Origin of the sequence: Massilia brevitalea (assembly GCF_030711405.1) — a bacterium.
Taxonomy (GTDB): Bacteria; Pseudomonadota; Gammaproteobacteria; order Burkholderiales; family Burkholderiaceae_D; genus Telluria; species Telluria brevitalea.
Window position 1 is genome coordinate 1 of the sequence record NZ_JAULSI010000068.1, and the last position, 16,552, is coordinate 16,552.

Genomic DNA, 16,552 nt, shown 5'->3' on the forward strand with positions numbered 1-16,552 from the left:
TTCAATCTTCTTCTTGCAAAACGGGTGGAGTCCATAGATACGGTCTGATTTGGCCTCGCGGGACATCACCATCACCGCCGTCGCCGCCACCTCAGTTCGGCGACACCGGCGCACGCCGCATCTGCACCGCGAACTCGCCTTCCGGCTGCATCATGTCGATCACGCGGCAGTCGCCGCACATCTTCAGGCGATCGAGCTTGCCGGCAAAGGCGCTGTGCTGCGACAGGCGCGACAGCATGTTCTCGACCATGTGCAGCGTGCCGAAGGGCTTGCTGCAGCGGATGCAGTGGAAGGGCTGGGATTCGTTCAGGACCACGGTCTTGCGGCGCGTGTCGCCGAAAGTCATGCGCGGCACCAGGGTGATCGCATCCTCGGGGCAGGTATTCGCGCACAGCCCGCACTGCACGCAGTTCTGCTCGACGAAACGCAGCTGCGGCAAATCCGGCGTGTCCATCACGGCCGACGCCGGGCAGACGCCAACGCAGGCCATGCACAGGCTGCACTTCTTGGTATCGACTGCGATCGCCCCGAACGGTGCGCCGGTCGGCAGCGCCACGTCGACCGGCTGCTGCGGCGCGTGGCGATGCAAATGGTCGAGCGCGTAGTCCAGCGTATTGCGCTTGTCAGCCGCCAGGTTGAAAGTGGCGCGCCCGGCCGGGGCTGCGCCGCGCGGCACATAGCCGAGGGCGACGCCGAGTTCGCCGGGCGTACTCACGCGCAGCAGCTGGAAGTGCGGGCCGGCATAGCCCAGGCCATCGAGCACGGTGTGCGCGATGCCCATCTGGTGGTCGAGCGCGGCCGCGTACTGCGGCGCCTCTTCGCCCGTCATCAGCACCGTGACGCCGACCGCGCCATAGGCCAGCGCCGAGAACCAGACGTCGATGCCGGTCGACGCGGTGTGGTGCAGCGCCAGCGGAATCACACGGCCCGGCAGGCTGCCCTCGCCCTGCACGGCTTCCAGCAGCGGCAGGCCGGCTTCGCTGTGGAACAGCAGAACCGGGTCCTGGCCACCGGCCTCGAAGTAGGCATTCAACGCGGCCTTGATGCGGCTGCCCGTGTGCGCCGCGGTCGGGAAGGCATAGCTGATGGCGCCGGTCGGGCAGACGGTGGTGCAGGCGCCGCAGCCGGCGCACAGGTAGGGATTGACGCGGATCTTGTCGCCGGCGCTGGCAATCGCCTGCGCCGAGCAGATCGTCACGCATGCGTTGCAGCCCTGCTGGCCGTTGCGGCTGTGGGCGCAGATGCGCTCCTTGTAGCTGAAGTATTTCGGCTTGTCGAATTCGCCGGTCATTTCCATGATCTCGGCGGCGGCGGTGCGGCGCGCGGCGTCGTCCGGGCCGGGGGCATAGTAACCGTGCGGGTGCTGGTGGGTCGCGATCAAGGGACTGGGGCAGAGGTCGAATACGAGATCGAACTTGGCCTGCTGCTGCGGCTGGCCAGCGGTTTGCCAGCGCGCCTCGAAGGCGCCGAGCCAGCCGCCGACGCCCACGGCGCGCGCCGCAAACACCGGGTAGCCACGCTCGACTGGCGACTCGTCGCCATCGAGCAGCAGCACCGTCACCGACAAGGCGGTGGCCAGGTAGTCGGCCCAGGGCAAGGCTTGGGCGGCGCTGCCGACGACCAAAGTGCGGCCAGTGGAACGGTAGCTGACCGAGGAGATGGCCTCGACCGGGCCGATGGCGTCCGCCGCCAGGATGGCAGCGGTCTTGGCGAGGGCATTGCGGCGTTCCTGCAGCGGATCGCCGGCCTGCCCTTCTAGGAATCGGATGTTCATGCTTGTCCTTGCAGGGATTGCTGATGTGCGGCTGGGGGTGCCGGCGCTGCTGCGATGGTGATCGCGCCTGCGTCTTGCACTTCGGTATCAGGCACATTATCCGCGCCAGCGGACGCAACGCCCACACGCTTGGCTTCGGCATCCGGGTCGGCCTCGGCGCTGGCTGCCGGCGCATGGTCGACGGCGGCCGGCGCCGCTTCGTCCGCCGGCTTTTCGGCATCCGGATAGCGCAGCGCGCTGCGTGCATGGTCGAGCGCGGCCAGCATCGCGGCAGATACCGGGCTCGGTACGTTGTAGTCGTCCATGTACATGTCGAGGCCATCCATCACGTGGAAGTGCGGATCGGCGAACAGCTTTTTCAGGGCCAGGCGCTGGACCGACTTGTCGACGTCGCGGGCGACGAAACTGGAAAAGTCGGCGTCGGGGGTCAGGCGCGCCGCGTCTTCGAGCGTCGGCAGCGGCCGGCTCTCGGGCGGCGCTTCGGCACGGGCCGCGACTGGCGTGGATACGGGAGCAGGCGGTGCGGGCACAGGAGGCGATACCGGACGTTCCGGTGCCTCGGCTTCCCCGCCGCTCGCCTTCAGGCGCGACCAGCGCCTCAGGAATCCATCACCTGGCATATTGTCCTGTTCCGCCGTTAACCGTGCTGGCGGCCGCGGCGCGGCTTCGGCTGGTAGTTGTCGCGCAGGTAGCCGGCCAGCCAGGCGTAGATCTCGGCCGGCATGGTCACGCCGTCGGCCGACTCGCCGGAATCGAACATGCGCGTGCCCTCGACGTAGCTGACCGAGGCGCGCACCGGCATCGCCCGTCCCTTTTCCATGCGCCACAGCACGAACACCTTCGATTCCGGCGCCATCGCGTTTTCGTAATAGCCCTCGTGCTCGTCGGTGTAGAGCTCGAGCTCCAGCCCCGACACCAGGTAGTAGTCGCGCTCCGGGCTTTCGCTCAGCACCTGCAGCGGCGGCAAATTGCCGCGGTCGGGCACGACGCCCACGGCCGCCCAGGCTTCGTCGGCCCAGATGTGCTGGACGGCGCGGCGCTGCATGATCACCGCAATCGGCATGCCGGCTTTTTTCATCGGTTCTTCACCGCGTCTGCATTGCCCCGGTCCACTGCCGGCGAGGCGCCCTTCGGTACCGACTGCGTCGGCCGCGTCTTGACGTCCTTGCTCGGCGCCGCGGTGCCGAGCTTTTCGCTCTTCACCGGCACGTTGGCCGATTGCAGGGCCTGCGGGCTGAGGGGCGCCGCGCCATGACCAGGCGCTGCCGCCGCGGTGCCGGGGGCGGCGCCCGCCGGCGCCGGCGCGGGCACGCCGGCCTGCGGCGGCGTGACGCCGGACGAGGCCACGCCAGGCGCACCGCTGGCGGGTGGCAAGGTTTGCGGCGGCTGGATGCCTGGCGCCGGCGCCTGGGCAATCGCGGTCGGCGGANCCGGCCTGCGGCGGCGTGACGCCGGACGAGGCCACGCCAGGCGCACCGCTGGCGGGTGGCAAGGTTTGCGGCGGCTGGATGCCTGGCGCCGGCGCCTGGGCAATCGCGGTCGGCGGATTGATCTTCCAGCCCTTGCCTGGGGCCTGGGTACGCCAGCGCGTGCTCAGCGCATCCATCGACGCGGCCAGCTGTTCCTTCTCCTTGGCTGCCTTGGCGTCGGCCTCGGCCTTCTTGGCGGCGGCCGCCTGCTCCTGCTGCGGCGTCAGCTGCGGTTTCGGCAGCGCCGCCCAGGCGCCCTGGGCCAGCAATGCGGACAGCAGCAGCGCCAGCGGCGCGGCCTTCATGGTCGTGCGTGTCATTGCTTGCCCTCCAGCTGCTTCGGCGCCGGCCCCTGCGGCGCGGCGTTGCTGGCCGCGCCCTTGTTCAGGTCCTGCGCCGTCGGGCCGCCGGCCGGGCGGTTCTCGCCGGTCGGCGTCTGGGTCGCGCCCATCTTGCCCGACGGGTCGGTGACGCCGGACGTCGGCCCCTGCCCGGTTTCGCGCGTGCTGCCGCCGACTTCGGCGCCCGAGGTATTCCCGCCCGCGCCGCCGGCGATGCCCGGGGTGCCGCCGGCATAGGTGGCGTCTGTCACCGGCTTGGCTGAGCGGGCGATCACCTCTCCGCTGGTGCCGCCGCCGGCCGTCACCTGGCCGGGGAACTTGGTCTGGATCACGCCGTTGCTGGCGGGCGCCGTGTGCTTGCTGCAGCCGGCGGCCAGCAGCAGGCATGCCGCCAGCGCACAGGGAGTCAGGTAAGTCGTGTGCTTCATTGCAGTCCTCAGTGTGCAGGGCCTGGCCGTGGCGACGGCGGCGCAGGTGGTGGGGATTGCGGGATAGCCGACGGCGGCGTCGGCGGTGGTGCACCGGCCGGTGCAATCCCTTGCCTGGCCTGCTCGTACCAGAGCGAGTGGTGGGCCTTGGCCCAGGCTTCGTCGACGGTGCCGTGGCGCATGGCTTCGTACGCGCCCGGCGTGCCCCAGGTACCGATATAGATGTGACCCATCGCCGCCACGATGTAGAAGGTGGCGCCGATGATGTGCAGGTAGTTCGCCACCTGCAGCATGTAGCGGGTCTGGCCGAAGGTGATGAAGTTCAGGATCAGGCCGGTGATCGACATCACCAGGCCGAGCAGCGCGACGCCGCCCCAGAACCAGGCCTTTTCACCGGCATTGAAGTAGCCGGCCGGCGGGTGCTTGTGCGAGACCAGTCCCCCGCCCTGCTTGATCCACTCGACGTCGCTGCGGTGGAAGAAGTTACGGCGCAGGAAGGTAAAGAACATCACGACCGAGCACAGCACGAACAGCGGCCCGATGAAGTTGTGCGCGTACTTCGAGATGAAGGCGAACCAGGAGAACACATCGTGGCCCATCCAGGGCAGCATGATCTTCTTGCCGAAGGTGAGGATCAGGCCGGAAATCGCCAGGATGATGAAACTGATCGCCGTGGCCCAGTGCACCTGCATGTCCCAGCGCGAAAAGCGCTGCAGCTTGCGTCCCGAACGCGGCTCTTCCTTCGCCGGCCCGACGGTGTTGTAGAACAGGACGATCAGCAGCGGCACCACGATCAGCAGGGTGCCGGCGATCGAGGCGATCGGCCCGTTGCGCAGGTGGCGCCATGTATTCCCGCCGCGCTGGACGATGACGTTGGCTTCGGTGCTGCCGTACTGGCCGAGGTAGTGGCGGTCCATGTGGACGCGTCCCGACTGCTTCGAGGTCAGGCCCGGCTCGGCGGCCTGGGTGTCGCCCTCGACCTGCAGCATGGTCTGCTCTTCGGCGTAGGCCGGCTGGGCCCGGTTGTTCGGCACCGCGGCAAAGGCAGACGGCAGCATCGACGCCAGGATCAGGACCACTGCGAAGGCCAGCATGGCGCGCAGGGCAAACAGGTTCGCTCGCATGTCGGCTCCTTATGGGTTGGCGCGGTTGTATTCGTTCTGCTTCTGGTTGCGGTTCTGGATCGCCGCCGACCAGGCCAGGCGGTCGTTATGGAAATGCGTCTGCGGATGGCGGTTGTCGGTCTTGCCCGCGTATTCGCCGCGGATCCATTCCGGATGCTGGTCCACTTCGAGACAGCCGGTGAGCAGCAGCGGCAGCAGCGCGATCAGGTAGATGGGCTTTTTCATTGCGGGAACCTCCCGCCGCCATTCTGGGCGTCGCCGATGTCCTGGTTCACGCGTGGCAAGTCGCCTTTCGCCTGGACCTCGCCGCCGCGCTTCGGACGGCCGTAGGCGATTTTCCAGCCCCACAGTTCCGGGCCGTAGCCGCGGGTTTCCACGCGCTGGCGGTAGATGTCGGCGATCAGGTTGGCTTCGCCGCCGAGCAGGGCCTTCGTACCACACATTTCGGCACATGCTGGGAGCTTGCCTTCGGCGATGCGGTTGCGGCCATACTTCTTGAATTCGGCGTCCGAGGTATCCGGTTCCGGGCCGCCGGCGCAGAAGGTGCACTTGTCCATCTTGCCGCGGTGGTTGAACAGGCCGGTTTCCGGGAACTGCGGCGCGCCGAACGGGCAGGCGTAATAGCAGTAGCCGCAGCCGATGCACTGGTCCTTGCTGTGCAGGACGATGCCGTCTTCGGTATGGTAGATGCAGTTGGTCGGGCACACGGCCAGGCAGGGTGCGTCGGTGCAGTGCATGCAGGCGATCGACACCGAGCGCTCGCCCGGCACGCCGTCGTTGATCGTGACCACGCGGCGGCGGTTCACGCCCCACGGTGTTTCGTGTTCGTTCTTGCAGGCGGTAACGCAGCCGTTGCAGTCGATGCAACGCTCGGTATCGCAAATAAATTTCATCCTCGCGGCCATGTCAGCTCCTCTTCCTTATGCCCGCACCACGCGGCACATCGATACCTTGGTTTCCTGCATCATCGTCACGGCGTCGTAGCCATAGGTCCAGCCGGTGTTCACCGCCTCGCCGCGCACGGTTGGCGCGCCGTCTTCGGGGTAGTGTTTTTCCAGGTCCTCTCCCATCCACCAGCCGCCGAAGTGGAACGGCATCCAGACCAGGCCGATCGGCACACGCTCGGTGACCATCGCCATCATCTTCAGGCGGGCGCCGGTCGGGGTCTCGACCCAGACGAACTCGCCAACCCGGGCGCCGATCTGCACCGCGTCGTGCGGATTGATCTCGACGAACATGTTCTGCTGCAGCTCGGCCAGCCAGGGGTTCGAGCGGGTTTCCTCGCCGCCGCCCTCGTATTCGACCAGGCGCCCCGAGGTCATGATCAGCGGGAAGTCCTTGCTGAAGTCCATCTGCTGCACCGACTTGTACAGCGTCGGCAGGCGCAGGAAATTCGCCTTGTCGTCGTAGGTCGGGTACTTGGCGACCAGGTCGCGGCGCGGCGACAGCAGCGGCTCGCGGTGGGTCGGCACCGGATCGGGGAAGTTCCACACATTCGCGCGGGCGCGGGCATTGCCGAACGGCGCGCAGCCGTGGGAAATGACCACGCGGATGATGCCGCCAGAAAGGTCGGTCTTCCAGTTCTTGCCCTCGGCCATGGCCTGCTCGGCCGGCGTCAGCTCGTTCCACCAGCCCAGCTTTTTCAGGAACACGTGGTCGAACTCGGGGTAGCCGGTGTCGAGCTGGCTGTCCTTGTTGGCCGAGCCATCGGCCGCGAGCAGGCTCACGCCATTGTGCTCGACGCCCCAGTTGGCGCGGAACGGCAGGCCGCCTTCGGCCACGCTCTTGCTCAGGTCGTAGAGAATCGGCGTGCCCGGGTGCTTCATTTCCGGCGTGCCCCAGCACGGCCACGGCAAGCCGTAGTAGTCGCCCTTACAGGGGCCGTGATCCGCGCGCAGCGTGGTCGGGTTGAAGGTGTGCTTGTTCTCCATGTGCAGCTTGAGGCGCTCGGGCGAGCAGCCGGTGTAGCCGATGGTCCAGCACGAGCGGTTGATCTCGCGCAAGATGTCCTCGACCACCGGCTCGTTCTGCACCACCTTGATGTTCTTGCAGAGTTCGTTATGGAAGCCGAGCTTCTTGGCGAACAAATACATGATCTCGTGGTCGGTCTTGCACTCGAACAGCGGCATGATGACGCGTTCGCGCCACTGGATGGAACGGTTCGAGGCCGTGCACGAGCCCTGCGTCTCGAACTGCGAGGCGGCCGGCAGCAGGTACACGCCATCGGTGCGGCCGTGCATCGAGGCCGTCATGCTCGGATAGGGGTCGACCACCACCAGCATGTCGAGCTTCTGCATGGCCGCCTTCATGTCGGGCAGGCGGGTCTGGCTGTTCGGTGCGTGGCCCCAGTAGAACACGGCGCGCAGGTTGCTCGGCTGGTCGACGAACTGGTTTTGCTCGTTCACCGCGTCGAACCAGCGCGACACCGTGATGCCCGGCTTTTCCATCAGTTCCTTGGAACCGAAGCGCGACTTGATCCACTCGTAATCCACGCCCCAGACGTTCGCGAAGTGCTTCCAGGCGCCTTCGGCCAGGCCGTAGTAGCCGGGCAGCGAGTCGCTGTTGGGGCCGACGTCGGTCGCGCCCTGCACGTTGTCGTGGCCGCGGTAGATGTTGGCGCCGCCGCCGGGAATGCCGATGTTGCCGAGGGCCAGCTGCAGGATCGACAGCGCGCGCACGTTGGCGGTGCCGACGTGGTGCTGGGTGATGCCCATGCACCAGACCACCGACGAGGGGCGGTTCTTGGCCAGCATCTCGGCCGCCATGCGCACCGAGGCTTCCGGCACGCCGGTGATGTCCGACACTTTATCCGGCGTCCATTTCGCCACTTCCTTGCGCACGTCGTCCATGCCGTAGGTGCGGGCGGCGATGTATTCCTTGTCTTCCCAGCCGTTGTTGAAGATGTGCCAGAGGATGCCCCAGACCAGCGGGATATCGGTGCCCGGACGCACGCGCACATAGTGGTGGGCGAAACGCGCGGTGCGGGTGAAGCGCGGGTCGATGACGATCATCTTCGCGCCGAGTTCCTTGGCGTGCAAAAAGTGGAGCATCGAGATCGGGTGGGCCTCGGCCGGGTTCGAGCCGATGAACATCACCGCCTTGCTGTAGTGCAAATCGTTGAACGAGTTCGTCATCGCCCCGTAGCCGAAGGTCTGGGCCACGCCGGCAACGGTGGTCGAGTGGCAGATGCGCGCCTGGTGGTCGCAGTTGTTCGAGCCCCAGAAGGACATGAACTTGCGCAGCAAATAGGCTTGCTCGTTGTTGTGCTTGGAGCTGCCGATCAGCATCAGGGCGTCGGGGCCGGCCTTTTGGCGCAGTTCCAGCATCTTGTCGCCGATTTCGTTGATCGCCTGGTCCCAGGAGATGCGGGTGTACTTGCCGTTCACCAGCTTCATCGGATAACGCAGGCGGTGCTCGCCGAAGCCGTGCTCGCGCACCGAGGCGCCCTTGGCGCAGTGGGCGCCCATGTTGATCGGCGAATCGAAGGCCGCTTCCTGCCGCACCCAGACGCCGTTGGCCACTACGGCGTCGACCGAGCAGCCCACCGAGCAGTGGCTGCAGACGGTGCGCTTGATTTCGGTTTTCACGGGGGCCTCGGCCGCCGCGTCGGCTGCCGAGGCCGGCTCGATCACGTTCAGCGGCAGCTGGCGCGCCAGCGCGCCGGCGCCGGCCGCGACGCCCGCGCCGACCAGGAATTTGCGGCGCTTCAGGCCCTTGACTGCGGTACTCTTTGTTAACGACATGACTGGTCTCCGGGACCGCTCACCAGTAGGCGGCGGTCTGGTAGTAACGGCGGATGTGCTCGGTTTCGTGGTAGCCGCGCTTGACGTCGGGCTTGGCTGCCTCGGCAGGCTTGATTTCCGGCTTGGCTTCGGCGCCGCCGGCCGCAACAGCAGCCAGTGCACCGAGCGGCGCGGCTTTCAGGAAGCTGCGGCGCGCAGGGTCGGGCGTGCCGGCGGCTGTGCCGACACCTGCCGCCGCTGCGGATACGGGTTCGCGGTCCATCGTGAGATCCTTTCGGTCAGTCATCGAAGCCCTCTTCCACCACAAAGGCGTCGGCTTCGATTTCCAGCAGCGCGCCGACAAAGGCGGCCACCAGGCAGTAGTAATTGGCTTCTTCGGCTTCTGCGATATCGTCGAGGCAGCGTTCGTACCAGGGCGCGATGCGCGCCTCGAAGAACGCCTGCTGCTCGTGGTGCGACTGGCGCCGGATAATGCTGCCGCCCGCAGGGCCGCCCGCGATCAGCACGCGCATGGTTTCGCACAGCGCGCCCAGGTGATCCTCGAATTCGCCGACCCCGCGCATGCGCTTGATGCCGAAGCGCGCCAGGTCGCCGCGCAGCTCGGCCAGCGGGCTGTCGTTCATGAAGCCCGCGATGTACAGGGAGCCATAGGGATTGATCTTGGGCGTGCCGTCGCTGACGAAGAGGGCGTCGAACTCGGCCCGTACCGCATCGGCGTCCATCACGTTCGAGGCCAGCACCAGCTTTTCCCAGGCGCGCTCCAGGGCCGGATCGCCGCCTTCGGCCAGGATCGGGTCGGCCGCGCCGAGCTGGGCCAGCAGCCGCGCATCCGGCGGCGCCAGCAGCAGGCGCGCGGCCAGGGCATACAGGTCGGCTCGGGCCTGGTCTTCGCTCGACAAGGGGGGCGCCACGCCAACGGAGGCGGCAGCGGCGCGGGCGGTGTCATGCGCCTGATGGGATGGGTGTTCAGAGAATGCTGGCTGCATGGACACTGATGGTCTCCGTTATTAAATCTTCATCGAAAGTGTATTCCCTCAGCTCGCAAAGGTGCGCACGATTGGAAAACGTTTGCATATGTAATGACAGCCCACGGGCCCGTCAGCGCATGCCGGCGGCATGCATGATGGCCCGGATCAGCGACGCCACCAGGAACAGCGCCGCCACCCCGCCGGCCCACAACGCCAACATCCAGCCCAGGCGGCGCAGCCAGAGCGGCGCCGGACGCGCATGCTGGAATCGCAGGAATCGCAGGAAAGGCGGGCCGCGCATTAGTGGTAGCCCGCGTCGGCCTTGACCTTGCCGCGAAACACCCAGTACGACCAGACCGTGTACATCAGGATGATGGGCAGGATCAGCAGTGTGCCGACCAAGGCGAAGCCCTGGCTGGACGGCGGCGATGCGGCTTCCCAGATCGTGATGTAAGGGGGCACGATGTGCGGCCAGATGCTGATCGCCATGCCGGTGTAGCCGAGGAAGACCAGCGCCAGCGCCGCCACGAAGGGCCAGCGGTGCGGCTTGCCCTTGAGCGAGCCGAGCAGCAGCGCAATCGACAGCAGCACCAGGATCGGCACCGGCGACAAGAACAGGATGTTGGGGAAGGTGAACCAGCGGTCCGCCACTGCCGGGTCGCGCAGCGGGGTCCAGATGCTGACCACCACGATGGCCGCGAGCAGCATCAGGGCGAAGGGCTTGGCGACCTGCACCATGCGCGCATGCAGCTCGCCCTCGGTCTTCATGATCAGCCAGGTGCTGCCCAGCAGGGTGTAGGCGATGATGACGCCGAAGCCTGCCAGGATGGGGAAAGGCGCGATCCAGTCGAGCACGCCGCCGGCATAGCTGCGGCCCGATACGGCGATTCCGTCGAGGAAGGCGCCGAGCGACACGCCCTGGAAAAAGGCCGCCGTGAACGAGCCGCCGATGAAGGCCTTGTCCCACCAGTGGCGCCCGCCCTCCCTGGCCTTGAAGCGGAATTCAAAAGCCACGCCGCGAAACACCAGCCCCACCAGCATGAAGATCAGCGGCAGGTAGAGGCCCGAGAGGATGATCGAGTAGGCTACCGGAAAAGCCGCCAGCAGGCCCTCGCCGCCCAGCACCAGCCAGGTTTCGTTGCCGTCCCAGACCGGGGCCACGGTGTTCATCATGGTGTCGCGGTCGCGCTTTTGTTTCACGAAGGGGAACAGGATGCCGATGCCGAGGTCGAAGCCGTCGAGCAGCACGTACATGAAAACGGCAAAGTAGATGATGACGGCCCAGATGACCGAGGTGTCGATGCCCATCCTTCAGCTCCTCTTGCCGTCGTTGCCGCTGTGGATGCCAAGGCCTGCGCCATCGCCAGCGCTTTCGCCCGTACCTTCGCCCGTACCTTCGTCATCGTTGCCGACGTCCGCCGCCGACAGCGGCCGCGCCGGCGTGCGGCCCTCGCCCGGCCCGCCTTCGGGCGAGCGTTGCAGCTCGAAGTGCTGCGGCCCCTTACGCATCATGCGCAGCACGTAAGCGGTACCGGCGCCGAAGACGAAGAAGTAGGCGACCACGAAGATCCCCAGCGTCAGGGCCAGCGCCGGCGCGCCATGCGGCGATACCGCGTCCGCCGTGCGCAGCACGCCGTAGACCACCCAGGGCTGGCGCCCGACTTCGGTGGTGACCCAGCCGGCCAAGATGGCGATCAATCCCGCCGGCCCCATGCACAGGGCGGCGCGCAGGAACAGGCGCTTCGTGAAGATTTGCCCGCCCCGGCGCAGCCACAGGCTCCAGGCGCCCAGCAGAATCATCAGCAGGCCCAGGCCCACCATCACGCGAAAACTCCAGAACACGATCAGCGAATTCGGCCGGTCTTCCCTGGCGAATTCCTTCAGGCCGGGGAACTGGCCTTCCCAGCTGTGGGTGAGGATCAGGCTGCCCAGGTGCGGCACCTCGACCGCGTAACGCGTCGTCTCGGCTTCCATGTCGGGTATGCCGAACAGCTTCAGGCCGACCGCCTCGCCCGGCGTGTTTTCCCAGTGGCCTTCCATGGCCGCAAGCTTGGCCGGCTGGTGTTCGGCGGTGTTCAGGCCGTGGAAGTCGCCGATCACGGTCTGGATCGGCGCGACGATCAGGAGCATCCACATCGCCATCGACAGCATCTTGCGCACGGCCGGATTGTCGCGCCGCCGCAACAGCTGCCAGGCGCCGACCGCGCCGACGATGAGGGCCGTGGTGAGGTAGGCGGCGACCACCATGTGCATCAGGCGGAACGGGAACGAGGGGTTGAAGATGATGGCCAGCCAGTCGGCGGGCACCATGCGGCCGCCCTCGATGGCGTAACCCTGCGGCGTCTGCATCCAGCTGTTGGCGGCCAGGATCCAGGTGGCCGAGATCAGGGTGCCGACCGCCACCATGGCGGTGGCCATGAAGTGCAGTTGCGGGCCGACACGGTTCCAGCCGAACAGCATCACGCCGAGGAAACCGGCTTCCAGGAAGAAGGCGGTCAGCACCTCGTAGGCCAGCACCGGCCCCATGATGCTGCCCGCGAATTCGGACATGTAGCTCCAGTTGGTCCCGATCTGGTAGGCCATGACGATGCCCGACACCACGCCCATGCCGAACATGACGGCGAAGATCTTCAGCCAGAAGTGGTACAGGTCGACGTAGACCTGGCGCCTGGTGCGCAGCCACGACAGTTCGAGCACGGCCAGGTAGCTGGCCAGGCCGATGGTCACGGCCGGGAACAGGATGTGGAAGGACATCGTGAAAGCGAACTGGATGCGTGCCAGATCCAGGGCCGAAAAACCGAACATGCATGCTCCTGTGGGCGATGGTGTTCCGAATCTAGCATGACGGTGGGCGCGCACAATTGGCGAGTTTCCACGGCTCCCGCAGCATCAAGCCTTGTTCTGGCGGGCTTTTGCAGCCCTTCATCGACACTTTCCGCGAGACAGTGCGAACCGAAAGGCTGGGTTGCAAAAGCGACCGGGACTATAATCGCAGTATTGACTGCCACCTCATTTTCCAGCCGATGACCCAGGAAACCTCCTCCGCTTCCGTTTCAGCGCCGATCAGCATCGGCGCGCTGAAGGCGAGCTGCAGCGCCTGCAGCATGCACCAGTTGTGCCTGCCGATGGGCCTGGAAAACGCGGACATCGACCGGCTCGACAAGATCATCGGGCGCCGCCGCCGGCTTGAAAAAGACGAGCGCCTGTATGCGATGGGCGAGCCCTTCCGCAGCCTGTACGCCGTGCGCTTCGGCCATTTCAAGACCTACCAGATCAACGCGGCAGGCGAGCAGCAGATCACCGGCTTCCAGATGGCCGGCGAACTGCTGGGCATGGACGCGATCAGCGGCGACCGCCACCACTGCGACGCCGTGGCGCTGGAAGACAGCGAGGTGTGCGAGATTCCGTTCTCGCGGCTGGAAGAACTGTTCGGCGAAGTGCCGGCCCTGCTGCGCCACTTCCACCGCATCATGAGCCAGGAAATCACGCGCGAGCAGAACGTCATGCTCCTGTTGGGGAACATGCGCGCCGAGCAGCGCTTCGCCGTGTTCCTGGTGAATTTGTCGGCGCGCTATGCGGCGCGCGGCTACTCGTCGACCAGCTTCGCGCTGCGCATGTCGCGCGAGGATATCGGGAATTACCTCGGGCTGACCATCGAGAGCGTGAGCCGGCTGCTGTCGCGCTTCAAGAAGCAGGGCTGGATTGCGGTCGACAAGCGCGAGGTGAGCTTGCTGGAACCGGCGCGCCTGCGGGCGATCGCGGCCGGTACCGAGCAGTGCACGCCGATGGCGTGAACGTCATTAGAAGGTGATCTTGACCGACGGCGCGCTGCGTTTCGCGTCACCGTGGAAGACGGCCTCGATGTTGTTGCCGTCGGGGTCGAGTACGAAGGCGCCGTAGTAGCCGGGGTGGTAGACGGCGCGCTCGCCGGGGGCGCCGTTGTCCTTGCCGCCGGCTTTCAGGGCTGCTTCGTAGAACGCGTCGACCATCGCGCGGTCGGCGGCCTGGAAGGCCAGGTGATGGCGGCCGGTGAGTTCGCCCTGGGCGGCGTCGCTGGCGGGCGTGGAGACAAACAGCTCGTCGGCCCAGAAATAGTCGTCGCCCTCGCCGCCCAGCGGGATGCCCAGCACATCGAACACGGCGCTGTAGAAGCGCTTCGAGGCGGCCAGGTCGCGCACCACGAGTTGCAGGTGGTCGATCAGGCGTCCGCGGTGTAATTCCTGGGTCTCCATGGTGCGTCTCCCATGCAAGCGTAACGGTGGCTCCAGTATGCCGCAGTTTCAGGGATTGGTTGCGCCCAGGTGTCGATCGATGAGCGCTGCGACTTGTGCCGCGTGCGTATACGCCAGGTCGTGGTCTGCGCCCTCGACGATGTGCAGCTCGGCATGCGGCAGGTGGGCAGCCAGCTTTTCGCCGACCTTGACCGGGCTGATAGGGTCGGCGTCACCCCAGAGCAATAAAGTTGGCATGTGAAGCTCGGAAAGACGCGCCGTCAGGTCTTCGTGATAAGTCAGGAACCAGTCAGGCAGTGTCGGGTATTCGCTGCGCACGAACGGCCGCCAATCAACCGCCCCTGATCCTGTCACATCCATCCCGCCCGATGTTTCTGCAAGAATCAGGTGGGTGACGAGATCAGGCCGGGCCAAGGCCACTTGAATGGCGATGACGCCACCCATCGAGTGCGCGATGAGCGCACCAGGCGCATCGAGTTCGGCAATCACTTTGTCGACCAGGTCGCCGATACCGTTCACGTCGGGCGCGGCCGGAGTAGGACCAAACCCGGGCCATCCAAAGTGCATTTTCTGTGCGGGATGCCGCATGCGCTCGGCGGCAGCGACCCAAAAGTCGACTCTGCCGAGTGCGCCGGGAAGGAAAAGCAGTTTGGAAGGCATAAGAGAATGTTGCATGGATAACAGTAGCTATTGAATGTGGCTTTAGTCCATCGTGGGACGTCTACAACCTAGATGCACCACTGCTTCTCGCATGGAATGCCATCATGATTGCCATCCATTTTCACGTTGGGACAATGCTCGACGAAATATATCGCTTCATCGCAGGATTTCATCTGGCTACAGTAAACACGGCCGTCACATGTGAACTTGGAGCGGCTCGCAGATCCGATGTCAATGTCGGGAGCATCTTCAAGCTCAGACTGCGCGCTGAACGCGTGTTCCGACGTGGCGTTTATTTGGTTGAATTCCTGGCCATATCTTTCATAAGCCTTCCAACCCAGGATTAGAAGAATCACCAGCAGGATTATTTTTCTCATTATCGTGAAGGCTGATTCTGGACACGTGGAGTTCAGGACAAGTCGGGCAAAGTATAGCGTAAATACCGGAAAAAGCTCATCACTCGCATGCGCTCTATTTATCGGATCTCTGTCAATAGCAGACCTGTTGTAGCGTTCGATCCAGATTGATTGCGGACTTATTGTGGCGTCTGCCTGCTTCCCGAGCCGGATCTCGAGCAATGGACGGTTTTACGCGGTGAAAACTATGCGGAAGACCAGCCAGCGGCGACACCGTTCATCCCAAGCAAAACATATCCGCGAAAGTCTCGATCAGCTATTCTGATTTGGCCTTTGCCAACATGCTCTTGCACGTACGGGATCACCTGGTCCCTTTGCTTGAGGTCGCCGAGCTTGCGGTGCACCTCGACGAGAATATCTTCCGCGCAGATAAACCGGTCAATGAGGGTAGCAAGGATCTCCCGGCGAATCGTGCCATCGGTCTCAAGGACGTTCACCCAATCTAACGTGACTAGTTCGACTGACGGAAAGTGCGCGGTCATGAGTGCGTGGACCCGACGTGCATTCATCATTTTTATTCCACCCCATTGCGGACGTTCGGCGCTGTCGTCAAGCCATCGCTATTTCGCGCGGCCCCAGAGGTCCGCTTTGACTTCGTCATTTAATCGCTGAAGATCTTCATCGAGTTCGTCGCACTGATCCCCTTCGCCCACAGCAACGAGCCTGAGCTTGATAGCGCGATTTGAGCCTTTGTACCGGATGCAACCGATGTCCTGCACCTCAAACGCTTGCAGCATTTGATGCGCACCTTGTCCGTTTTCCAGAAGGAGTAGTTCATTGTTTAACTCCCGACTATTTCAATTGGACCGGCGACTGCATGATGAACGACTGCTCTTGGCAAATTACAGACGTATTGTAGCGTCCGTTCTCGACCCGAAGAGCCCCCCCAGTTGCATTCACTTTTCCATTCGTTGGAAAACCGCTACCTCGTCAATATCACGCTTGATCGAGGCCGGATAATCACAGCGTTCAAGCTTAAAGCAGACTTCCACCTAAGATGGGAAATCTGCGAGTACTTCGGTCTCTGCTTCGGACATTGCCTCGGCATCGTCATCCTTGATCTCGCCGTCGAAGACAGTGCGAACATGGACTTTATCCTTGGCCCGCCGGCATACAATCGCGCGTACCGCGATTCCGATGTGCCCAAGAAGTGCACGCTGCACACTAAGCAAAACGCGGACTCGCATATCGCTGGATGTCATTGAATGTTCCTTACGAGATGCCCGGATCGCGCAGATCGTGGAAATCCGCGTCTAACTGACAGTGGTCCTATCGTAGCGCCTGCTCAGTTCCAATGCCGAGTGTCGCCCGATGATATTCAGGCCGCACGCGCTCGTATTTATTTACGTCACTACCTGTCAAGTCCCGTTTGATCGTAAACGCGTTTAACGAATAAT

19 protein-coding genes are annotated in these 16,552 nt (G+C 64.7%); 1 reads left to right on the forward strand and 18 read right to left on the reverse strand.

The genetic code is table 11. The annotated features are described in order from the left end of the window. Positions 1-91: 91 nt before the first annotated feature. The 13 genes from QWL29_RS24925 to QWL29_RS24985 form a co-directional block, all read right to left on the reverse strand. A complete protein-coding gene (locus QWL29_RS24925) occupies positions 92-1,774 on the reverse strand; it encodes a 4Fe-4S binding protein (protein ID WP_305825550.1) in 1,683 nt (560 codons plus the stop codon). Continuing rightward, on the reverse strand, positions 1,771-2,394 hold the full coding sequence (locus QWL29_RS24930) for a DUF3306 domain-containing protein (RefSeq protein ID WP_305825551.1): 624 nt from the start codon (positions 2,392-2,394) through the stop codon (positions 1,771-1,773). The genes QWL29_RS24925 and QWL29_RS24930 overlap by 4 nt, the downstream gene beginning before the upstream one ends. Before the next feature lie 17 nt (positions 2,395-2,411). Further along, complete coding sequence (locus tag QWL29_RS24935; RefSeq protein WP_305825552.1) at positions 2,412-3,563, reverse strand: DUF3305 domain-containing protein; 1,152 nt, start codon at positions 3,561-3,563, stop codon at positions 2,412-2,414. Then, entirely contained in the window at positions 3,560-4,012 is a 453-nt protein-coding gene (locus QWL29_RS24940; RefSeq protein WP_305825553.1) for a hypothetical protein, read from the reverse strand. The genes QWL29_RS24935 and QWL29_RS24940 overlap by 4 nt, the downstream gene beginning before the upstream one ends. Positions 4,013-4,020: 8 nt before the next feature. Then, complete coding sequence (locus QWL29_RS24945; protein ID WP_305825554.1) at positions 4,021-5,136, reverse strand: formate dehydrogenase subunit gamma; 1,116 nt, start codon at positions 5,134-5,136, stop codon at positions 4,021-4,023. Positions 5,137-5,145: 9 nt separating this feature from the next. Continuing rightward, positions 5,146-5,361 carry a hypothetical protein gene (locus tag QWL29_RS24950; RefSeq protein WP_305825555.1) on the reverse strand — a complete coding sequence of 72 codons (216 nt, stop codon included), beginning with the start codon at positions 5,359-5,361 and terminating at the stop codon, positions 5,146-5,148. Then, positions 5,358-6,029 carry a formate dehydrogenase FDH3 subunit beta gene (gene fdh3B / locus QWL29_RS24955; RefSeq protein WP_305825556.1) on the reverse strand — a complete coding sequence of 224 codons (672 nt, stop codon included), beginning with the start codon at positions 6,027-6,029 and terminating at the stop codon, positions 5,358-5,360. The genes QWL29_RS24950 and fdh3B overlap by 4 nt, the downstream gene beginning before the upstream one ends. A 27-nt stretch (positions 6,030-6,056) precedes the next feature. Beyond that, positions 6,057-8,879, reverse strand: a complete 2,823-nt coding sequence (locus tag QWL29_RS24960) for a formate dehydrogenase subunit alpha (protein WP_305825557.1) — start codon at positions 8,877-8,879, stop codon at positions 6,057-6,059. Positions 8,880-8,898: 19 nt separating this feature from the next. Continuing rightward, the gene (locus QWL29_RS24965; protein WP_305825558.1) at positions 8,899-9,165 is read right to left on the reverse strand and encodes a twin-arginine translocation signal domain-containing protein; all 267 of its coding nucleotides are present in this window, start codon (positions 9,163-9,165) and stop codon (positions 8,899-8,901) included. Further along, positions 9,158-9,865 (reverse strand): TorD/DmsD family molecular chaperone, encoded by a 708-nt coding sequence (locus QWL29_RS24970; protein ID WP_305825559.1) that lies wholly within the window; start codon positions 9,863-9,865, stop codon positions 9,158-9,160. The genes QWL29_RS24965 and QWL29_RS24970 overlap by 8 nt, the downstream gene beginning before the upstream one ends. Positions 9,866-9,977: 112 nt before the next feature. Continuing rightward, entirely contained in the window at positions 9,978-10,148 is a 171-nt protein-coding gene (locus QWL29_RS24975) for a DUF2474 domain-containing protein (protein WP_305825560.1), read from the reverse strand. Then, positions 10,148-11,155, reverse strand: coding sequence for a cytochrome d ubiquinol oxidase subunit II (gene cydB / locus QWL29_RS24980; protein ID WP_305825561.1), 1,008 nt, complete (start codon positions 11,153-11,155; stop codon positions 10,148-10,150). Before cydB ends, QWL29_RS24975 begins: the two co-directional genes overlap by 1 nt. A 3-nt stretch (positions 11,156-11,158) precedes the next feature. Continuing rightward, positions 11,159-12,652, reverse strand: a complete 1,494-nt coding sequence (locus QWL29_RS24985; RefSeq protein ID WP_305825562.1) for a cytochrome ubiquinol oxidase subunit I — start codon at positions 12,650-12,652, stop codon at positions 11,159-11,161. A gap of 218 nt (positions 12,653-12,870) precedes the next feature. On the opposite strand from QWL29_RS24985, the gene fnr reads away from it, so the two are divergent. Then, complete coding sequence (gene fnr / locus QWL29_RS24990) at positions 12,871-13,641, forward strand: fumarate/nitrate reduction transcriptional regulator Fnr (RefSeq protein WP_305825563.1); 771 nt, start codon at positions 12,871-12,873, stop codon at positions 13,639-13,641. 6 nt (positions 13,642-13,647) lie between these two features. Here the strand turns inward: fnr and QWL29_RS24995 are convergent, their stop codons facing one another. The 5 genes from QWL29_RS24995 to QWL29_RS26980 form a co-directional block, all read right to left on the reverse strand. Then, positions 13,648-14,079 (reverse strand): VOC family protein, encoded by a 432-nt coding sequence (locus QWL29_RS24995; protein ID WP_305825564.1) that lies wholly within the window; start codon positions 14,077-14,079, stop codon positions 13,648-13,650. A 48-nt stretch (positions 14,080-14,127) separates the two neighbouring features. Further along, a complete protein-coding gene (locus QWL29_RS25000; protein ID WP_305825565.1) occupies positions 14,128-14,739 on the reverse strand; it encodes an alpha/beta fold hydrolase in 612 nt (203 codons plus the stop codon). A 68-nt stretch (positions 14,740-14,807) separates the two neighbouring features. Continuing rightward, positions 14,808-15,116 (reverse strand): excalibur calcium-binding domain-containing protein, encoded by a 309-nt coding sequence (locus QWL29_RS26705; RefSeq protein WP_308636171.1) that lies wholly within the window; start codon positions 15,114-15,116, stop codon positions 14,808-14,810. Positions 15,117-15,340: 224 nt separating this feature from the next. Further along, positions 15,341-15,667, reverse strand: coding sequence for a hypothetical protein (locus QWL29_RS25010; protein WP_305825566.1), 327 nt, complete (start codon positions 15,665-15,667; stop codon positions 15,341-15,343). Between the two features lie 480 nt (positions 15,668-16,147). Further along, a complete protein-coding gene (locus tag QWL29_RS26980; protein WP_502572780.1) occupies positions 16,148-16,357 on the reverse strand; it encodes a MafI2 family immunity protein in 210 nt (69 codons plus the stop codon). Between the last annotated feature and the right edge of the window lie 195 nt (positions 16,358-16,552).